Source organism: Mesorhizobium sp. M7A.F.Ce.TU.012.03.2.1, assembly GCF_004006095.1.
Classification (GTDB): Bacteria; Pseudomonadota; Alphaproteobacteria; order Rhizobiales; family Rhizobiaceae; genus Mesorhizobium.
In genome coordinates, this window is sequence record NZ_CP034779.1 from 3,090,663 (window position 1) to 3,105,697 (window position 15,035).

Consider the following 15,035-nt stretch of genomic DNA (forward strand, 5'->3'; position numbering starts at 1 on the left):
AAATGTCCAAGCTGATCTCCAAATGGAACTACCCCACCACCGTCCGCTTCGGCGCCGGGCGCATCAAGGAATTGCCCGATGTGTTGGCGGCCACCGGCATCAAGCGGCCGCTGTTCGTCACCGATCCGGGCCTGGCGAAACTGCCGGTCGTCGCCTCGACGCTGAAGATCCTCGACGACGCCAAGGTTCCCTACGGCGTCTTCTCCGAGGTCAGGCCGAACCCGGTCGAATCCAACCTGACCGCCGGCATCGCCGTGTTCAAGAAGGGCAAGCATGACGGCGTCATCGCCTTCGGCGGCGGCTCGGCGCTCGATCTCGGCAAGCTGATCGCCTTCCAGGCCGGGCAGGTCAGGCCGGTGTGGGATTTCGAGGATGTCGACGACTGGTGGACGCGCGCCAATTCGGATGCCATCGCGCCGATCATCGCCGTGCCCACCACCGCCGGGACCGGATCGGAGGTCGGCCGCGCCGGCGTCATCACCAATGAGGCGACGCACACCAAGAAGGTCATCTTCCATCCCAAATTGTTGCCGGCTATCGTCATTGCCGATCCGGAGCTTTCGGTCGGCATGCCGGGCTTCATCACCGCCGGTACCGGCATGGATGCGCTGGCCCATTGCCTCGAAGCCTATTGCGCGCCCGGCTACCATCCGATGGCCGACGGCATCGCCGTCGAAGGCGTGAGGTTGGTCTTCGAGAACCTGCCGAAGGCCTATGCCAACGGCGGGGATCTCGTTGCGCGCGCCCATATGATGAGCGCCGCCGCCATGGGCGCCACCGCCTTCCAGAAAGGGCTCGGCGCCATCCATTCGCTGTCGCACCCGGTCGGCGCGCTCTACGACACCCATCACGGCATGACCAACGCGGTGTTCATGCCCTATGTTCTGGCCTTCAACCGGGACTCCATCGAGGAGCGTATCGGCCGGCTCGCCGCCTATTGCGGCATCAAGGGCGGCTTTGACGGCTTCGCCAAAGCCATCATCAAGCTTCGCAAGGAACTGAAGGTGCCGCATGCACTGCCCGGCCTTATCAAGGGGCTCGACATGGACAAGAAGCGTAAGACGCTGATCGCCGATATGGCGGTGGTCGATCCGACTGCCGGCGGCAACCCGGTCAAGCTGACCAAGAAGGCGGCGCTGACCTTGCTCGAAAACGCCATCGCCGGCACGATCTGAGGCGTTTTCCGCGCCGCAAAGTGATCTGAAAAGGGGCTATGAAAACAAGGGGGAGGATGACGGGCAAGGCAAAAACTAATTAGCCGGAAAAAGAATCGCGGAGCGATTGCTACATCAGGTTAAAAAGAGTTTACTTTTTCGCACTGCGAGCAGCCGCTTTCACAAAGCTTTCATCTGGCTGTCACATGAAAACGATACCGCATCGCAGGCGTCCAACGGCGTCAGTTCAACGGAGAGAACACATGTTCAAATTCACGGGGAAAGTGCTTTCCCTTTCGGCCGCGGCGCTTTTCGCGTCGACGGTGATTTCGTCCGCGGATTCGCTGGACGATCTCGTCAAGGCCGCCAAGGCGGAAGGCCAGCTCACCACCATCGCGTTGCCGCATGACTGGTGCGGCTACGGCGACGTCATTGCAGGCTTCAAGGCGAAGTATCCGGAAATCACCGTCAACGAACTCAATCCCGATGCCGGTTCCGGCGACGAGATCGAGGCGATCAAGGCCAACAAGGACAACAAGGGCCCGCAGGCGCCCGACGTCATCGACGTCGGCCTGTCCTTCGGCCCGACCGCCAAGGCTGATGGCCTGATCCAGCCCTACAAGGTGTCGACCTGGGACTCGATCCCCGACAGCGCCAAGGATGCCGAAGGTTTCTGGACCGGCGACTATTACGGCGTGCTTTCCTTCCAGGTGAACAAGGATCTCGTCAAGGAAGCTCCGGCCGACTGGGCCGACCTGCTGAAGCCGGAATTCGCCAACTCGGTGGCCCTTGCCGGTGATCCGCGTGCCTCGAACCAGGCGATCCAGGCGGTTTATGCCGCCGGCCTGTCGTCAGGCGCCGCCGCTGGTGAAGCTGCCGGTACCGCTGGCCTCGACTTCTTCAAGAAGCTCAATGCCGCCGGCAATTTCGTGCCGGTCATCGGAAAGGCCGCGACGCTCGCCCAGGGCCAGACCCCGATCCTCGTCACCTGGGACTACAACGCGCTCGCAGGCCGCGACACGCTGAAGGGCAATCCGCCCGTCGACGTCGTCGTGCCGAAGACCGGTGTTGTCGCCGGTGTCTACGTGCAGGCGATCAGCGCCTACGCGCCGCATCCGAATGCAGCCAAGCTCTGGCTCGAATACCTCTACTCGGACGAAGGCCAGATCGGCTGGCTGAAAGGCTATTGCCACCCGATCCGCTTCAACGATCTCGCCAAGAACGGCAAGATCCCGGCTGACATCCTGGCCAAGCTGCCGCCGGCCGAAGCCTATGCGTCCGCCGTGTTCCCGACACTCGAGGAGCAGGGCAAGTCCAAGGAAGCCATCACCAAGAACTGGGATGCCGTCGTCGGCGCCAACGTGAAGTAACTCACACCATGCCGGGCGGCTTCGCGGCCGCCCGGTCCTTCTCTCGAAGACGGTAGCCGGCGCATGACCGATATCTCATTGTCCGACCACGCTGTTACCGGGAAGACTGCGCCTCCCGCCGAAGCACGCAGCATGCGGCTGCCGACACAATGGCTTGGTGTCGCGCCTTTCTTCATCTTCGCCATCATGTTCCTCATCCTGCCCACGCTCTATCTGATGCTGGGTGCATTCCAGAACGATGCCGGCGAATTCACGCTCGAGAACATCGCAGCGCTGGCGCAACCGTCCATCGTTGCCGCCTACTGGATTTCGATCAAGATCAGTCTTGCGTCATCGCTGATTGGCGCATTTGCGGGCCTGGCGATTGCCATCGCCATCGTGCGCGGTGGCCTGCCGGACTGGATACGTTCGGCGACACTGACCTTTTCCGGCGTGGCCTCCAATTTTGCCGGCGTGCCGCTGGCCTTTGCCTTCCTCGCCACGCTCGGCCGCCTCGGCCTTGCGACGGTGATCCTGAACACCGTGTTCGGCCTTAACATCTACGCACACGGCTTCAACATCCTGTCATTCTGGGGCCTGACACTGACCTATGTCTATTTCCAGATACCGCTGATGGTGGTGATCATCGTGCCGGCCATCGACGGGCTGAAGAAGGAATGGGGCGAGGCTGCCGCGACGCTGGGCGCGACCATGTCCCAGTACTGGCGCATGGTGGTCATTCCGGTGATCTGGCCGAGTTTCCTCGGCACCGTGATCCTGTTGTTCGCCAACGCCTTCGGCGCCATCGCCACCGCCTATGCGCTGACCGGCTCGTCGCTCAACATCGTGCCGATTTTGCTCTATGCACAGATCCGTGGAGATGTGCTGCACAATGCCCATCTCGGTTATGCCATCGCCTTCGGCATGATCGTCATCACAGGTCTTGCCAATGTGTTCTACATCTGGTTCCGGACCCGTTCCGAGAGGTGGCTGAAATGAAGTCGGGAAAGTTCTGGGCCTGGCTCGTCTTTGCTCTTGGCGCGGCCTACTTTTTCATCCCGCTGATCGCGACCGTGGAGTTCTCGATGCGCATGCGGCGCGGGGAGTACTCCTTCGACGCCTACAAGGTCGTGTTGGGCGATGCCCGCTTCCAGGCCACCTTCGGCTATTCGGTACTGGCCGCCGTTTTCACCATCATTCTCGGCGTGCTGATCGTGGTGCCCGCCGCTTATTGGATTCGGCTTCGGCTGCCGCAATTGCGGCCGATCGTCGAATTCATTACCCTGCTGCCGCTGGTCATTCCGGCCATCGTCATCGTCTTCGGCTACATCAGAATGTACGGGTCGAATTCGCCGCTGCCGTTCCTGGCGACCGATACAGGCACCAATGCCTTGCTGGTCATCGGCTATGCAACACTGGCGCTGCCGTACATGTATCGCGCCGTCGACACCGGGCTTCGCACCATCGACGTGCGCACACTGACGGAGGCGGCACAGATCCTTGGTGCTGGTTGGGGGACGATCATCACCCGTGTCATCCTGCCCAACGTGCTGATCGCGGTGCTCTCGGGCGCCTTCCTCACCTTCGCCATCGTCATCGGCGAATTCACCATGGCCAGCCTGCTCAACCGGCCGGCCTTCGGCCCCTATCTGCAGAATATCGGCGCCAACCGCGCCTATGAGCCGGCGGCACTTGCCATCATCGCCTTCGCCATCACCTGGGGCTGCATGTCGCTGATCCAGATACTGTCCCGCTTCGCGCCGAAATCGGCGAACCGCCCAAATTGATCGAGAGAACCACGCCATGGCCGACCCATTCCTCTCCATCCAGCACGTTCGAAAATCCTTCGGCGCCACAACGGTGGTCGAGGACTTCAATCTTGACGTCGAGCGCGGCGAATTCGTCTCCTTCCTCGGCCCGTCCGGCTGCGGCAAGACCACCGTGCTGCGCATGGTGGCGGGCTTCGAGGAGCCGAGCGCGGGCACGATCGTCGTCGGCGGCAAGGACATTACGAGGTTGAAACCCAACCAGCGCAATGTCGGCATGGTGTTCCAGGCCTATGCGCTGTTTCCGAACCTGACCGTGGCGCAGAATATCGGCTTTGGCCTGAAGGTCGCCGGCATGCCCAGGGCGGACATCGATGCTCGTGTCGCCGAAATGCTCGGCATCATCAAGCTGCCGCAGATGGCGGATCGCTATCCCTACCAGCTCTCGGGCGGCCAGCAGCAGCGTATCGCATTGGCCCGCGCTATCGCGCCGAAGCCGAAGCTGCTGCTGCTCGACGAGCCGCTGTCGGCGCTCGACGCCAAGGTGCGCGTGTCGCTGCGCGAGGAAATCCGCTCGATCCAGAAGAAGCTCGGCATCACCACTATCTTTGTCACGCACGACCAGGAAGAGGCGCTGTCGATCTCCGACCGCATCGCCGTCATGTATGGCGGCAAAGCCGAGCAGGTCGGCACGCCGTTCGAGATCTACAACCGTCCGGCGACCAAGTTCGTCGCCAATTTCGTCGGCACGCTGAACGTGCTGGAAGGCACCGTCACCGATGCGGCTGCAGGCACGGTGCGGGTCAATTCCGAACAGGTTTCGCTCAAGGGCAAGCTCAACGGCTCCAAATCAGGTGACACGCTGTCGCTGGCGCTGCGTCCGGAAGCGATTTCGCTGGGCCGTCAGCCCGGCCGTGACTCCAGCCTTTCGGGAGAAATCTCCGAAGTGCATTTTCTCGGCTCGGTCATCCGGGTTCGCGTCGGCATCGGTGGCAACACGGTCTCGCTCGACACCTTCAACAGCCCGGCAACCCCGCCACCCGCAGTCGGTGAAAAGGCCGAGATCTCGTTCTCGTCGAGCGACATGCTGGTGCTGCACTAGGCTGATGCGCTTGCTCAAAATGAATGGCTGCATCCCGGTCTGCGAAGACGGGAGATGCTTCCGTCCGCGTGGCAATGGGCTGCAATGCAGGGAAGTCCGTGTTTAAGCGAGCCCTCTATCGGTGATTTCGATGTCGGTGCGGTCGGCGCATTTGTCGATTTGGCAGGGCATCGGTGGAAGGCAATTCGAGGCATATTCCCATCGGCTCGAGCTTGCTGGCCAATCAACAGTTTCCAGCCGCTTTGCCACTGCCAGCGTCTCGCATCCCGGCTATAACAGGCCATGGCGCTTTTCGAACTGACACTCGTTCTGCTGTTGATCGCCGTTGCGCTGACGGCGCTGTCGCGGCGCGTACAGGTTCCCTATCCCTCTTTGCTGGCGCTGGCCGGGGTGGCCATCGCCTTCGTGCCTGGCGTGCCGACCATAGAGATCGATCCGGAACTGGCGCTAGCCCTGTTCATCGCGCCGGTGCTGCTCGATGCCGCCTATGATACCTCGCTGCGCGATCTTAACCGCTACAGGGTGCCGCTTGTGCTGCTGGCGCTTGGTGCCGTCCTGTTCACGACAGCGACGGTCGCACTTGCCGGCTGGGCGATGGCAGGCCTGCCGATCGCCGCGGCCATAGCGCTTGGCGCCATCGTGGCGCCGCCCGATGCGGTTGCGGCATCGGCCGTGCTTGGCCAGTTCAAGGTGCCGCACCGCATCACTGCCATTCTGCAAGGCGAGAGCCTGCTCAACGACGCCACCGCCTTGCTGATCTACCGGATGGCGATTTCGGCGGCAGCAGGTTCCATTCTGCTGAGCAGCGCCGTTCCGATGATCCTGCTGTCCACGCTCGGCAGCCTTGCCGCCGGCTACCTGCTTGGCCGGGTGTCTCTGATGACGCTGGGCCGGATCGAGGACCCGGCGAGCGGCACTGTGGTGCAATTTGCCGGCACATTCGGGGTCTGGATCCTGGCTGACAGGATCGGACTATCGGCCATCATCACCATAGTCGTCTATGCCATGACGATCGCCCGCACCGCACCGCGCCGCATGCCGGCCAGAAACCGCATCAGCTCCTATTCGGTCTGGGAGACGGCGGTCTTCGTGCTCAATGTTCTGGCTTTCGTGCTGATGGGCCTGCAGGCGCGTACGATCGTCGGCAGGCTTGCCGGGCAGGGGCAGACCGATGCGTTCGTCCTGGCCGGGACAGTGCTTGCCATCGTCATCGTCTCACGCCTCATCTGGGTGCTGGGGTGCGGAGCGATCATCAGGTGGTTTGGCCGTTTCGGCGTGGCTGATCGTCAGCGTGACGCTCCGTCGTTTCGTGGCGGCGTGCTGATCGGCTGGTGCGGGATGCGAGGTTTGGTGACGCTTGCGGCGGCATTCGCCCTGCCGGCTGAATTCCCGGCCCGCGACCCGATCGTGCTCGCTGCTTTCACGGTCGTGCTCGGCACGCTGGTGCTGCAAGGCATGAGCTTGAAGCCGCTGCTGCGCCTGCTGAACCTCGACCCTGACGAAACCGTCGACCGCGAGGTTGCGCAGGCGCGTGTTGTGGTCATGCAGGCCGCCCTCGACATATTGAGCGGCAAGACATCGGACGCGGCGGCCGCGGTGCGCGAGCAATATGCCGCTCAACGCAAGATCGCCAAAAATCCCGACGATGCCCAGGCGGCGACCGAATATGACCGCTTGCGTCTTTATGCGATCAAGAGCCAGCGCGACGCGCTGGAGGAATTGCGCCGCAACGGGACGATTGGCGACGAAGCCTATCATCGCCTGGAGGAAGAGATCGACTGGACCGAACTGGCGGCGTCGCCACCCGGCCGGTTCCAGCCGCTGAATACATAAGGCATCGCACGCCGTTTTCCGGCGCACGGAAGATATCGAAGTGCTTCGGGATCGGTGCATGATCCCGGTGAAGCAAGGCTGGTCCAAGCCACGTCCATTCTCCTGCACATTGCAACCGTGGCATCGAACCGCTACTGCCAACACGAAATTGAGCCGGATAAGCAATGAAGCTGGTCAGCTACAACATCCAGTACGGGTTCGGCGGCGACGGCCGCTACGATCTTTCGCGCGCCGCGCGCATCGTTGCCGGTGCCGACATCATTGCGCTGCAGGAAGTCGAGCGGCACTGGCAACGCAGCAATTACGACGACCAGCCGGAGCTGCTTTCCCGTCTGCTGCCCGAACATCACTGGGTCTACGGCCCGGCCTTCGACATGGACGCCAGCGAAAGGCGCGACGGCCGTCTGGTCAATCGGCGCCGCCAGTTCGGCACCATGGTGCTGTCGAAACTGCCGATCGTCTGGTCGCGGCTGCATGCGCTGCCAATGCGCCGAACGCAGCGGCCGCTCAACACCCGCAACGCCGCGCTTGAATGCATGATCCGCACGCCGGCAGGGCCGGTGCGGGTGTTGTCGCTGCATCTCGCCCATATCGCGGCCGAGGAGCGGCTGGAGCAGATCGACTACCTCATGGCCGAGCATCGCCGGGCACCGTCCGATGGCGGACCGTGGAGCGGCGTCGACGACGAGCCCACGCGCAATTGGACCAGCGGCGAAGCGGAGCCGGAAAACCCGCTGGCGGCGATCTGGATGGGTGATTTCAACATGGAGCCGGACAGCGCCGAGTATCGCCGCATCGTCGGCAGCACGCCCTACCATCGAGGTGCCGCCTATCTCAGCGGTTTCGTCGATGCCGCCGCCGTTGCCGGGGAGCCGGTTCCGGACTTCCACACCCATGTGAAGACCATCGACGTCAGACTGGCAAAGCGCCGGCTCGACCATTGCTTCGTCGGCGGCATGTTCGCCGGGCGGGTGCGTTCGATCAGTGCAGACATCGGCGAGGTTGCCTCGGATCATTTTCCGCTGCGGGTGGACATAGACCTGGAAACGCCGGGCATCGCCACATGAGCCGCGCATGACGCTTTTCGTCTTCTTTGCAGTGCTTGCCGCCGCTGCCATGCACGCGATCTGGAATGCGCTGGTCAAGGTTCATCTCGACCGCTTCCTGTCGATCACGCTGATGACATTAGGCATGGGCGCGGCGGCACTCGTGGTGCTGCCCTTCGTCGAAGTGCCGAAGGCGGAGGTGTGGCCCTACATCATCGCCTCCGTCGTTTTCCACATGGGCTACCGGACCTTCCTGATCGGCGCCTACAAGGCCGGCGATTTCGCCCAGACCTATCCGCTGGCGCGCGGCACCGCACCTCTGCTCTCAGCCTTCGGCGGCATGTTCGTCGTTGCCGAGATTCCCGGCCCGTTCGCCATGCTCGGCATCTTCCTGTTGTCGGCCGGCACGCTGGTGATGTCGTTTCGTGGCGGCGCGCATCTGGAAAAACTCAATCTGCGCGCGGTTGGCTTCGCGCTCGGCACTTCCATCTTCATCGCCAGCTATACGCTGTCGGACGGCAGTGGCGCGCGGCTGGCGGCAACCGCGCAGAGCTATGCCGCCTGGCTGTTCATCTGCGATGCTTTAGGCGCGTTGGTGCTGTGCCTCATCTTCCGCGGGCCGAAGGCGCTGCCGGTGTTGGCGCGCGACTGGAAGGCAGGGCTGTTCACCGGCGTACTCAGCGGCGCCGCCTATTGGATCGTCATGTGGGCCATGACCAAAGCACCGATCGCTTCGGTGGCCTCGCTGCGCGAAACCTCGATCCTGTTTGCCATGATGATCTCGGTCTTCGCTCTCGGCGAAAAAATGACCGGCTGGCGCGGTGCCGCCGCGCTCAGCATCGTGGCCGGCGTCGTCGCGCTGAGGCTTGGTTAGGCGCCGCTCAGGTCAGGACGGTCATCACCTGGCCACGTCGTTCCGGGCTGAAGCGGATGACGACGATGATGCAGACGGCGACCACGCCTGCGAACAGCGCCAGGGCATAGCCATAGCTGCCTCCGGCGCTTTCAGCGATTCCTGCCTGATAGGGGCCGCCATAGGACGCGGCGAGATTGCCCGCCTGATAGATAAAGCCGGGCAAGGTCGCCCGCACCGCTCCGGGCGAAAGCTCGTTGAGGTGCACGGGGATGACGCCCCAGGCACCCTGGACCGCGACCTGCATGACGAAGGCGCCGATGGCGAGCATGAACGGCGTGGTCGAGTAGGCCCATAGCGGGATGGACGGCAAGGCGATCAGGCATGCCAGCGTGATGGCGTTAACGCGGCCGATCTTCTCCGACAGCGCGCCGAAGGCCAGGCCGCCGACGATGGCGCCGATATTGGCGACGATGGTGATCCAGCTCACCGTATGCGGATCGAAGCCGTGCTGCTTCTTCAGGAAGGTAGGGTAGAGGTCCTGCGTGCCATGACTGAAGAAATTGAAGAACATCATCAGCACGACGGCATAGAGCGCGACGCCCCAGTGCTTCTGCAGCGTTTCCCACATGCCAGGTCGAGCCGTCTTCTGCGCTTCGACGAAGGCCGGCGATTCCGGCACATGCGAGCGGATAAAGAGCACGATCAGCGCCGGCACGAAGCTGAGCAGGAACATGGCGCGCCAGCCGATCGTGTAGCCGCCGATCGTCTGCTGATAGAGCAGGCCATAGACCACCGCCGCCAGCAGATAGCCGGCCGGATAGCCGCATTGCAGGATGCCGGAGACCATGCCGCGTGCGCTCGGCGGAATGGATTCCATGGCCAGCGAACTGCCCAGCCCCCATTCGCCGCCCATGGCGATGCCGAACAAAGCACGCAGGGCGAGGAATATGCCGAGATTGGGCGAGAAGGCGGCCAGCGCGCCGATCACCGAATAGCTGACGATGTTGAGCATGAGGATCGGCTTGCGCCCGTATTTGTCGGCAAGCATGCCGAAGAAGAACGCGCCGATGAAGCGTGTCGCCAAGGTCAGGAACAGCGCCTTGGAGACCGCGGGCACGTCGGCGTGGAATTCGGTCGCGATATCGGTGAGCAGGAATGTCAGAAGGAAGAAATCGAAAGCATCGAGCGTCCAGCCCAGGAATGAGGCGAGGACGGTCTTCTTCTGCTGCGAATTAAGGGGCAAATCTTCCTCCATCATCATCGATGGGGGAATTATCGGCCAGTTCAGGGAAGACCGGTGGTCACGTTTTCGCGTGGCTCATTTGATCGAACGCCCGCTGGAATGGCGGAAGGTGCGATGAGGAGCGACCGGTGCGATCTGTCGATGAACTCGATCGTGGCTTGAGAATGAGGTCTAGATTTCGAGATCAAACACCAGCAGTCCGTCCGTGCCGCCTTCCAGGGCAGCGACCAGGCGCGCGCCGGCGCGCTGGTGCGCTTCATGCACAAGATAGGCATCGCGCGCGGCAGCATCGCGGAAATCGATGGTGAAGCCGTGGGTGAAGCCGCGTGCGAACGGCTCCGGGCTGACATTGGCGCTGAATTTTACGGCGTCCATGCCGTCGATCACCTGTCGAAGCGCCTCGAGATCGGAATGGATCGCCTTGCGCTCGGCGGCGGCAACATCGTTGCGAAACTTGGCGAAAACACAGTGCCTGATCATGTCTTACCCCTCAGTGGCTAAGCAGCCCGGTTTCCGGAAAACACCGCCGGCGGCAGCGGCTCGCGGCCAAGGACGAGGTCGGCGCCCTTTTCACCGACCATGATAGTCGGTGCATTGGTGTTGGATGAAGGCACGCGCGGCATCACCGAGGCGTCGCAGATGCGCAGGCCCTCGATGCCGCGCAGCCGCAGATCCGGCGTCACGACAGCCATCTCGTCATGGCCCATGCGGCAGGTGCCGACCGGATGGTGGTCGGTCTTGGAACTGCGGCAGGCATAGTCGAACAGCTCGTCGTCGCTGGCGAGTGACGGGCCGGGCAGCACCTCGCGCAGCACGTAAGGGGCAAGCGCCTTCTGCCGCATGATCTCGCGGGCCAGCCGCAGCCCCTTGATCGACATGGCGCGGTCATAGGGATCGGACCAGTAGTTCGGATCAATCAGCGGGTGGTCGGCCGGGTCGGCGCTCTTCAGCCGCACCGTGCCGCGCGAGCGCGGCCGCAGGAAGGCCGAGTTCAAAGTGACGCCGGGATTGTTCAGCTTCTCGACGCCGGCCTCGATACCCGAGCCCAGACCGAGATGGAACTGGATGTCGGGCGAGGCGGCTGTCGGGTCGGCGTACCAGAAGCCGCCGGTCTCGAACAGGCTGGAGGCCGCCGGCCCCTTCTTCAGCAGCAGATATTGCAGGCCGGCCCAGGCCGTGCGGTGCAGCTTGGCGTAGTTGTCATAGGTGTGATCGCCTGTGCATTCGGCGATGACGAACAGATCGAGATGGTCCTGCATGTTGGAGCCGACGCCGGGCAGGTCGTGCACCGGTGTGATGCCGACCGACTTCAGATGGTCCGCGGGGCCGATGCCCGACTGCATCAGAAGTTTCGGCGAGCCGATGGCGCCGGACGAGACGATCACCTCGCGTTCGGCGCGCAGGATTTTCTTCTCGCCGCCCGGCCTGTCGACCACCTCGACGCCGATGGCGCGGCCCTTCTCGACGACGATGCGCGTCACCAGCACGTCGGTTCGGACGGTCAGGTTCTTGCGGGCGCGGATCGGCTTCAAATAGGCGACTGAAGCGGACGAGCGCCGGGCATCCTTCTGGGTAAGCTGGTAGTAGCCGACGCCTTCTTGGGCAGCGCCGTTGAAGTCCGGGTTGAAGGGGATGCCCATCTCCTGGCCGGCACGGAAGTAGGCCTCGCAGATAGGCAGCGGCGCGATCGGGTTGGACACGCCGAGCGGGCCCTGGTCGCCGTGAAAATCGTTGGCGTAGCGCTGGTTGTTTTCGGCTCGCTTGAAGTAGGGCAGCACGTCGCGATAACCCCAGCCGGTGAGACCCTCTTCCTTCTCCCAGGCATCGTAGTCGCGGGCATTGCCGCGCGTGTAGATCTGGGCGTTGATGGAGGAGCCGCCGCCGACAACCTTGGCCTGCGTGTACCAGAAGACGCGATCCTTCATGTGCTTCTGCGGCACGGTCGACCAGCCCCAGGAGGCGATGCCTTTGGTCATCTTGGCGAAGCCCGCCGGCATGTGGATATAGGGATGCCAGTCCTTGCCGCCGGCTTCGAGCAGCAAGACCGAGTTGCCCGGATCCTCGCTCAGCCGGTTGGCCAGAACGCAGCCGGCCGGCCCGGCGCCCACGATGATGTAGTCGGTCATGAAACCATCCATTTACAGTCGCGCCACGGAGAGCGCACCGTCGACATTGATGATCGAGCCGGTCGAAAAGCCGAGCTTGCCACCGGCGAGCGTCGCCACCACCGCACCGATATCCGATGCTTCGCCCCAGCGCTTTGCCGGCACCAGACCACCGTCGATGAGGGCGTCGTATTTGGCGGTCACGCCTGAGGTCATGTCGGTGCGGATGATGCCGGGCCGCACCTCGAACACGCCTATGTTTTCGGGAGCCAACCGCAGCGCCAGGTTCTTCACCCACATCGAAAGTCCGGCTTTCGAGATGCAGTAGTCCGGCCGCTCCGGCGATGCCATTTCGGCGCTGACCGAGGTGATGGTGATGATTGATTTCGGGGGATCGCCTGGCGCGGCCAGCATCGCCTTGGCCACGGCCTGGCTGAGGAACACAGTGCCGCGCAGATTGATGCCGAGCGTGCGGTCGAAATTCTCTGGCTTGAGGTCCAAGAGGTCACCGCGCACCACGGCGCCGACGCCGGCATTGTTGACCAGGCAGTCGATGCGGCCGAAGGCGCGCATCGCGGCATCGACAAGTACGGTGTGGCTGGCGAGATCGGCGATGTCGGACTGGACGTAGGCGAATTTCGCGCGGCGCTTGGTGATGTCGGTGGCAAGTCTGTCAGCGGCCGTTTCGGCAAGGTCGACGACCAGAATATCGAAGCCGGCATCCGCCAGTGCCTGGGCGCAGGCAAGGCCAATGCCGCGCGCGCCGCCGGTGACGATGGCGGAGGGGCGGGTCATTGGAAGCTAGCCTTGCGGATGTCAGCGCCGCCCCTCATCGCCCTGCCGGGCACTTCTTTCCGTATAGTGACGGGGAGAAGGACGCTGTCGCCGCTGGCTTTGCCAATCGACAAAGAAGCGCCGCGGTTGCGGTCAGCATTCTTCTCCCCGTTTACGGGGAGAAGGTGCCGGCAGGCGGATGAGGGGCGGCGCGAACCTCTCATGTTGCTAACTCCGTCTTGCGGATGTGATCGGCAACGCGCAATGCCTGGGCGGCGATCGACAGCGCCGGGTTCACGGCGGCCGAATTGGGCAAGAAGCTTCCATCGACGACGAAGAGGTTCCGGTGGTCGAAGGAGCGGCAGTAAGGGTCGAGCGCCGCGGTCGCCGGATCGTCGCCCATCTTGACCGTGCCGCATTGGTGCGACGGCGTGCGTTTGTCGAAGGGGCGCGACAGCACTAGGGGATAACCGCAGGCGCGGAAGTTCTCGCGCATCACCTTGGTCAGCCCGTCGAGCGACTGCATGTTGGAGCGCCGCCACTGCATGACGATGTCCTTGCCGTCGACCATGATGCGGCTTTCCGGATCGGGCAGGTCCTCGCACATCAGGTACCAGTCGACGGCGTGGCCGGCCATGAAGTCGAGCGCGAATCCGGGCGTGTATTTGACATTGGCCCGCAGCATGTTGCCGTCGATCTTTCCCAGAAGCTGGACATTGCCGAGCGGCTTGCCGCCCTTGCCGTCGGACAGGTAATAGTCGTTCAGCATCAAGGTCTTCTGATAGACGGCATCGTTGCGGCGGCGCGGGTCGATCGCCAGCATGGCGCTTGAATTGTGGTTCATGAAATTGCGGCCGACCTGGTCGGAGCGGTTGGCTAGGCCTTTGCCATCCGATGTCGGCGAGCGCAGCAGGATGACGGCGGAATTGACCGCGCCGGCCGACAGGATGACCAGCTTCGGTGATACTTTCTTCAGCTCGCCGTTCTGCCGGTAGTGAATGGCTGATATCGTCGTGCCGTCTGGCGAGGCTTCGAGATATTCGACGTAAGCGCCGGTCTCGAGCTTGATGTTCTGATCGGTCAGCGCAGCCGTCAGCGGACCCGTCTGCGCGTCGACCTTGCCCTGGCCGGTGTTGGGAAAAGCATCCCAGCCGGTCTTGCCCTCTTTCAGCCAGGTGTCAATGTCGACGCCGAGCGGCAGCGAGGCTGGATGCAGGCCGAGGCCCTTCAGCTCGGCGCGGGCGCGGGCGATCGGTGCCTCGTCGGGCACCGGCTTGTAGGCGTAGGGGATCGAGTGGAACGGCTCGGTCGGATCCTCGCCCAGTGCACCGCGCACGCGAAACAGCTGTTCGGCTTTCGAATACCAGGGCTCGAATTCGTCATAGGTGAACGGCCAGGCCGGAGAGACGCCGCCGAAATGCTCCATGGCCGCAAAGTCCTCCTTGCGGTAGCGGATCAGCACCGCGCCATAGAACTTCGAATTGCCGCCGACATAGTAATAATTGCCGGGGTTGAAGGCGGCGCCGCCGGCCTCACGCCACATCTCCTTCGGCCTGTAATGGCCGTCGACGAAGATCGAGCGCGTGTCGCGCGCGTGCGGCGTCGCCGGCAACGGCTCGCCGCGCTCCAGCATCAGGATCGAGGCGCCGCTGCCGGCAAGGCCGGAGGCGATCGTGGCGCCGCCGATGCCGGAGCCGATGATGACGATGTCCGGATTTGTCATGGCCTAAATCGCGTCCCGACGCGCTTTAGTTTTTTGTTTTGATGCATGTCGTTGCCCCAAAACCGGATCCACTTTTGGGCGACA

At 63.2% G+C, this 15,035-nt stretch carries 13 protein-coding genes; 8 read left to right on the top strand and 5 right to left on the bottom strand.

Features of this window, described 5'->3' with window-relative positions:
- Window positions 1–2: 2 nt before the first annotated feature.
- From EJ079_RS14950 to EJ079_RS14985, 8 genes are all read left to right on the top strand, one after another.
- Entirely contained in the window at window positions 3–1,175 is a 1,173-nt protein-coding gene (locus EJ079_RS14950) for an iron-containing alcohol dehydrogenase (RefSeq protein WP_127809371.1), read from the top strand.
- 242 nt (window positions 1,176–1,417) lie between these two features.
- On the top strand, window positions 1,418–2,524 hold the full coding sequence (locus EJ079_RS14955; RefSeq protein ID WP_127809372.1) for an ABC transporter substrate-binding protein: 1,107 nt from the start codon (window positions 1,418–1,420) through the stop codon (window positions 2,522–2,524).
- Between the two features lie 63 nt (window positions 2,525–2,587).
- On the top strand, window positions 2,588–3,502 hold the full coding sequence (locus EJ079_RS14960; RefSeq protein ID WP_023810098.1) for an ABC transporter permease subunit: 915 nt from the start codon (window positions 2,588–2,590) through the stop codon (window positions 3,500–3,502).
- Entirely contained in the window at window positions 3,499–4,290 is a 792-nt protein-coding gene (locus EJ079_RS14965; protein ID WP_027037623.1) for an ABC transporter permease, read from the top strand. The genes EJ079_RS14960 and EJ079_RS14965 overlap by 4 nt, the downstream gene beginning before the upstream one ends.
- Window positions 4,291–4,306: 16 nt before the next feature.
- Window positions 4,307–5,371 carry an ABC transporter ATP-binding protein gene (locus EJ079_RS14970; RefSeq protein ID WP_023810097.1) on the top strand — a complete coding sequence of 355 codons (1,065 nt, stop codon included), beginning with the start codon at window positions 4,307–4,309 and terminating at the stop codon, window positions 5,369–5,371.
- Between the two features lie 282 nt (window positions 5,372–5,653).
- Complete coding sequence (locus EJ079_RS14975) at window positions 5,654–7,204, top strand: sodium:proton antiporter (RefSeq protein ID WP_127809373.1); 1,551 nt, start codon at window positions 5,654–5,656, stop codon at window positions 7,202–7,204.
- 164 nt (window positions 7,205–7,368) lie between these two features.
- Window positions 7,369–8,271 (top strand): endonuclease/exonuclease/phosphatase family protein, encoded by a 903-nt coding sequence (locus EJ079_RS14980; protein WP_127809374.1) that lies wholly within the window; start codon window positions 7,369–7,371, stop codon window positions 8,269–8,271.
- 7 nt (window positions 8,272–8,278) lie between these two features.
- Complete coding sequence (locus tag EJ079_RS14985) at window positions 8,279–9,124, top strand: EamA family transporter (RefSeq protein ID WP_127329389.1); 846 nt, start codon at window positions 8,279–8,281, stop codon at window positions 9,122–9,124.
- 7 nt (window positions 9,125–9,131) lie between these two features.
- On the opposite strand, the gene EJ079_RS14990 is transcribed toward EJ079_RS14985, so the two are convergent.
- The 5 genes from EJ079_RS14990 to EJ079_RS15015 form a co-directional block, all read right to left on the bottom strand.
- Window positions 9,132–10,349 carry an MFS transporter gene (locus EJ079_RS14990; RefSeq protein WP_027037618.1) on the bottom strand — a complete coding sequence of 406 codons (1,218 nt, stop codon included), beginning with the start codon at window positions 10,347–10,349 and terminating at the stop codon, window positions 9,132–9,134.
- A 171-nt stretch (window positions 10,350–10,520) separates the two neighbouring features.
- Window positions 10,521–10,829 (bottom strand): Dabb family protein, encoded by a 309-nt coding sequence (locus EJ079_RS14995; RefSeq protein ID WP_127809375.1) that lies wholly within the window; start codon window positions 10,827–10,829, stop codon window positions 10,521–10,523.
- A 17-nt stretch (window positions 10,830–10,846) separates the two neighbouring features.
- Window positions 10,847–12,475 (bottom strand): choline dehydrogenase, encoded by a 1,629-nt coding sequence (locus EJ079_RS15000; protein ID WP_127809376.1) that lies wholly within the window; start codon window positions 12,473–12,475, stop codon window positions 10,847–10,849.
- A 12-nt stretch (window positions 12,476–12,487) separates the two neighbouring features.
- Window positions 12,488–13,249: a 3-ketoacyl-ACP reductase gene (locus tag EJ079_RS15005; protein WP_127809377.1), complete on the bottom strand. Its 762-nt coding sequence runs from the start codon at window positions 13,247–13,249 to the stop codon at window positions 12,488–12,490.
- 199 nt (window positions 13,250–13,448) lie between these two features.
- Window positions 13,449–14,951: a GMC family oxidoreductase gene (locus tag EJ079_RS15015; RefSeq protein WP_127809378.1), complete on the bottom strand. Its 1,503-nt coding sequence runs from the start codon at window positions 14,949–14,951 to the stop codon at window positions 13,449–13,451.
- Between the last annotated feature and the right edge of the window lie 84 nt (window positions 14,952–15,035).

What these genes read in the sequence shown, in the direction of transcription:
- EJ079_RS14950 (WP_127809371.1), top strand. Translation starts at nt 3, where the DNA reads ATGTCCAAGCTGATCTCCAAATGGAACTACCCCACCACCGTCCGCTTC.
- EJ079_RS14955 (WP_127809372.1), top strand. Translation starts at nt 1,418, where the DNA reads ATGTTCAAATTCACGGGGAAAGTGCTTTCCCTTTCGGCCGCGGCGCTT.
- EJ079_RS14960 (WP_023810098.1), top strand. Translation starts at nt 2,588, where the DNA reads ATGACCGATATCTCATTGTCCGACCACGCTGTTACCGGGAAGACTGCG.
- EJ079_RS14965 (WP_027037623.1), top strand. Translation starts at nt 3,499, where the DNA reads ATGAAGTCGGGAAAGTTCTGGGCCTGGCTCGTCTTTGCTCTTGGCGCG.
- EJ079_RS14970 (WP_023810097.1), top strand. Translation starts at nt 4,307, where the DNA reads ATGGCCGACCCATTCCTCTCCATCCAGCACGTTCGAAAATCCTTCGGC.
- EJ079_RS14975 (WP_127809373.1), top strand. Translation starts at nt 5,654, where the DNA reads ATGGCGCTTTTCGAACTGACACTCGTTCTGCTGTTGATCGCCGTTGCG.
- EJ079_RS14980 (WP_127809374.1), top strand. Translation starts at nt 7,369, where the DNA reads ATGAAGCTGGTCAGCTACAACATCCAGTACGGGTTCGGCGGCGACGGC.
- EJ079_RS14985 (WP_127329389.1), top strand. Translation starts at nt 8,279, where the DNA reads ATGACGCTTTTCGTCTTCTTTGCAGTGCTTGCCGCCGCTGCCATGCAC.
- EJ079_RS14995 (WP_127809375.1), bottom strand. Translation starts at nt 10,829, where the DNA reads ATGATCAGGCACTGTGTTTTCGCCAAGTTTCGCAACGATGTTGCCGCC.
- EJ079_RS15000 (WP_127809376.1), bottom strand. Translation starts at nt 12,475, where the DNA reads ATGACCGACTACATCATCGTGGGCGCCGGGCCGGCCGGCTGCGTTCTG.
- EJ079_RS15005 (WP_127809377.1), bottom strand. Translation starts at nt 13,249, where the DNA reads ATGACCCGCCCCTCCGCCATCGTCACCGGCGGCGCGCGCGGCATTGGC.
- EJ079_RS15015 (WP_127809378.1), bottom strand. Translation starts at nt 14,951, where the DNA reads ATGACAAATCCGGACATCGTCATCATCGGCTCCGGCATCGGCGGCGCC.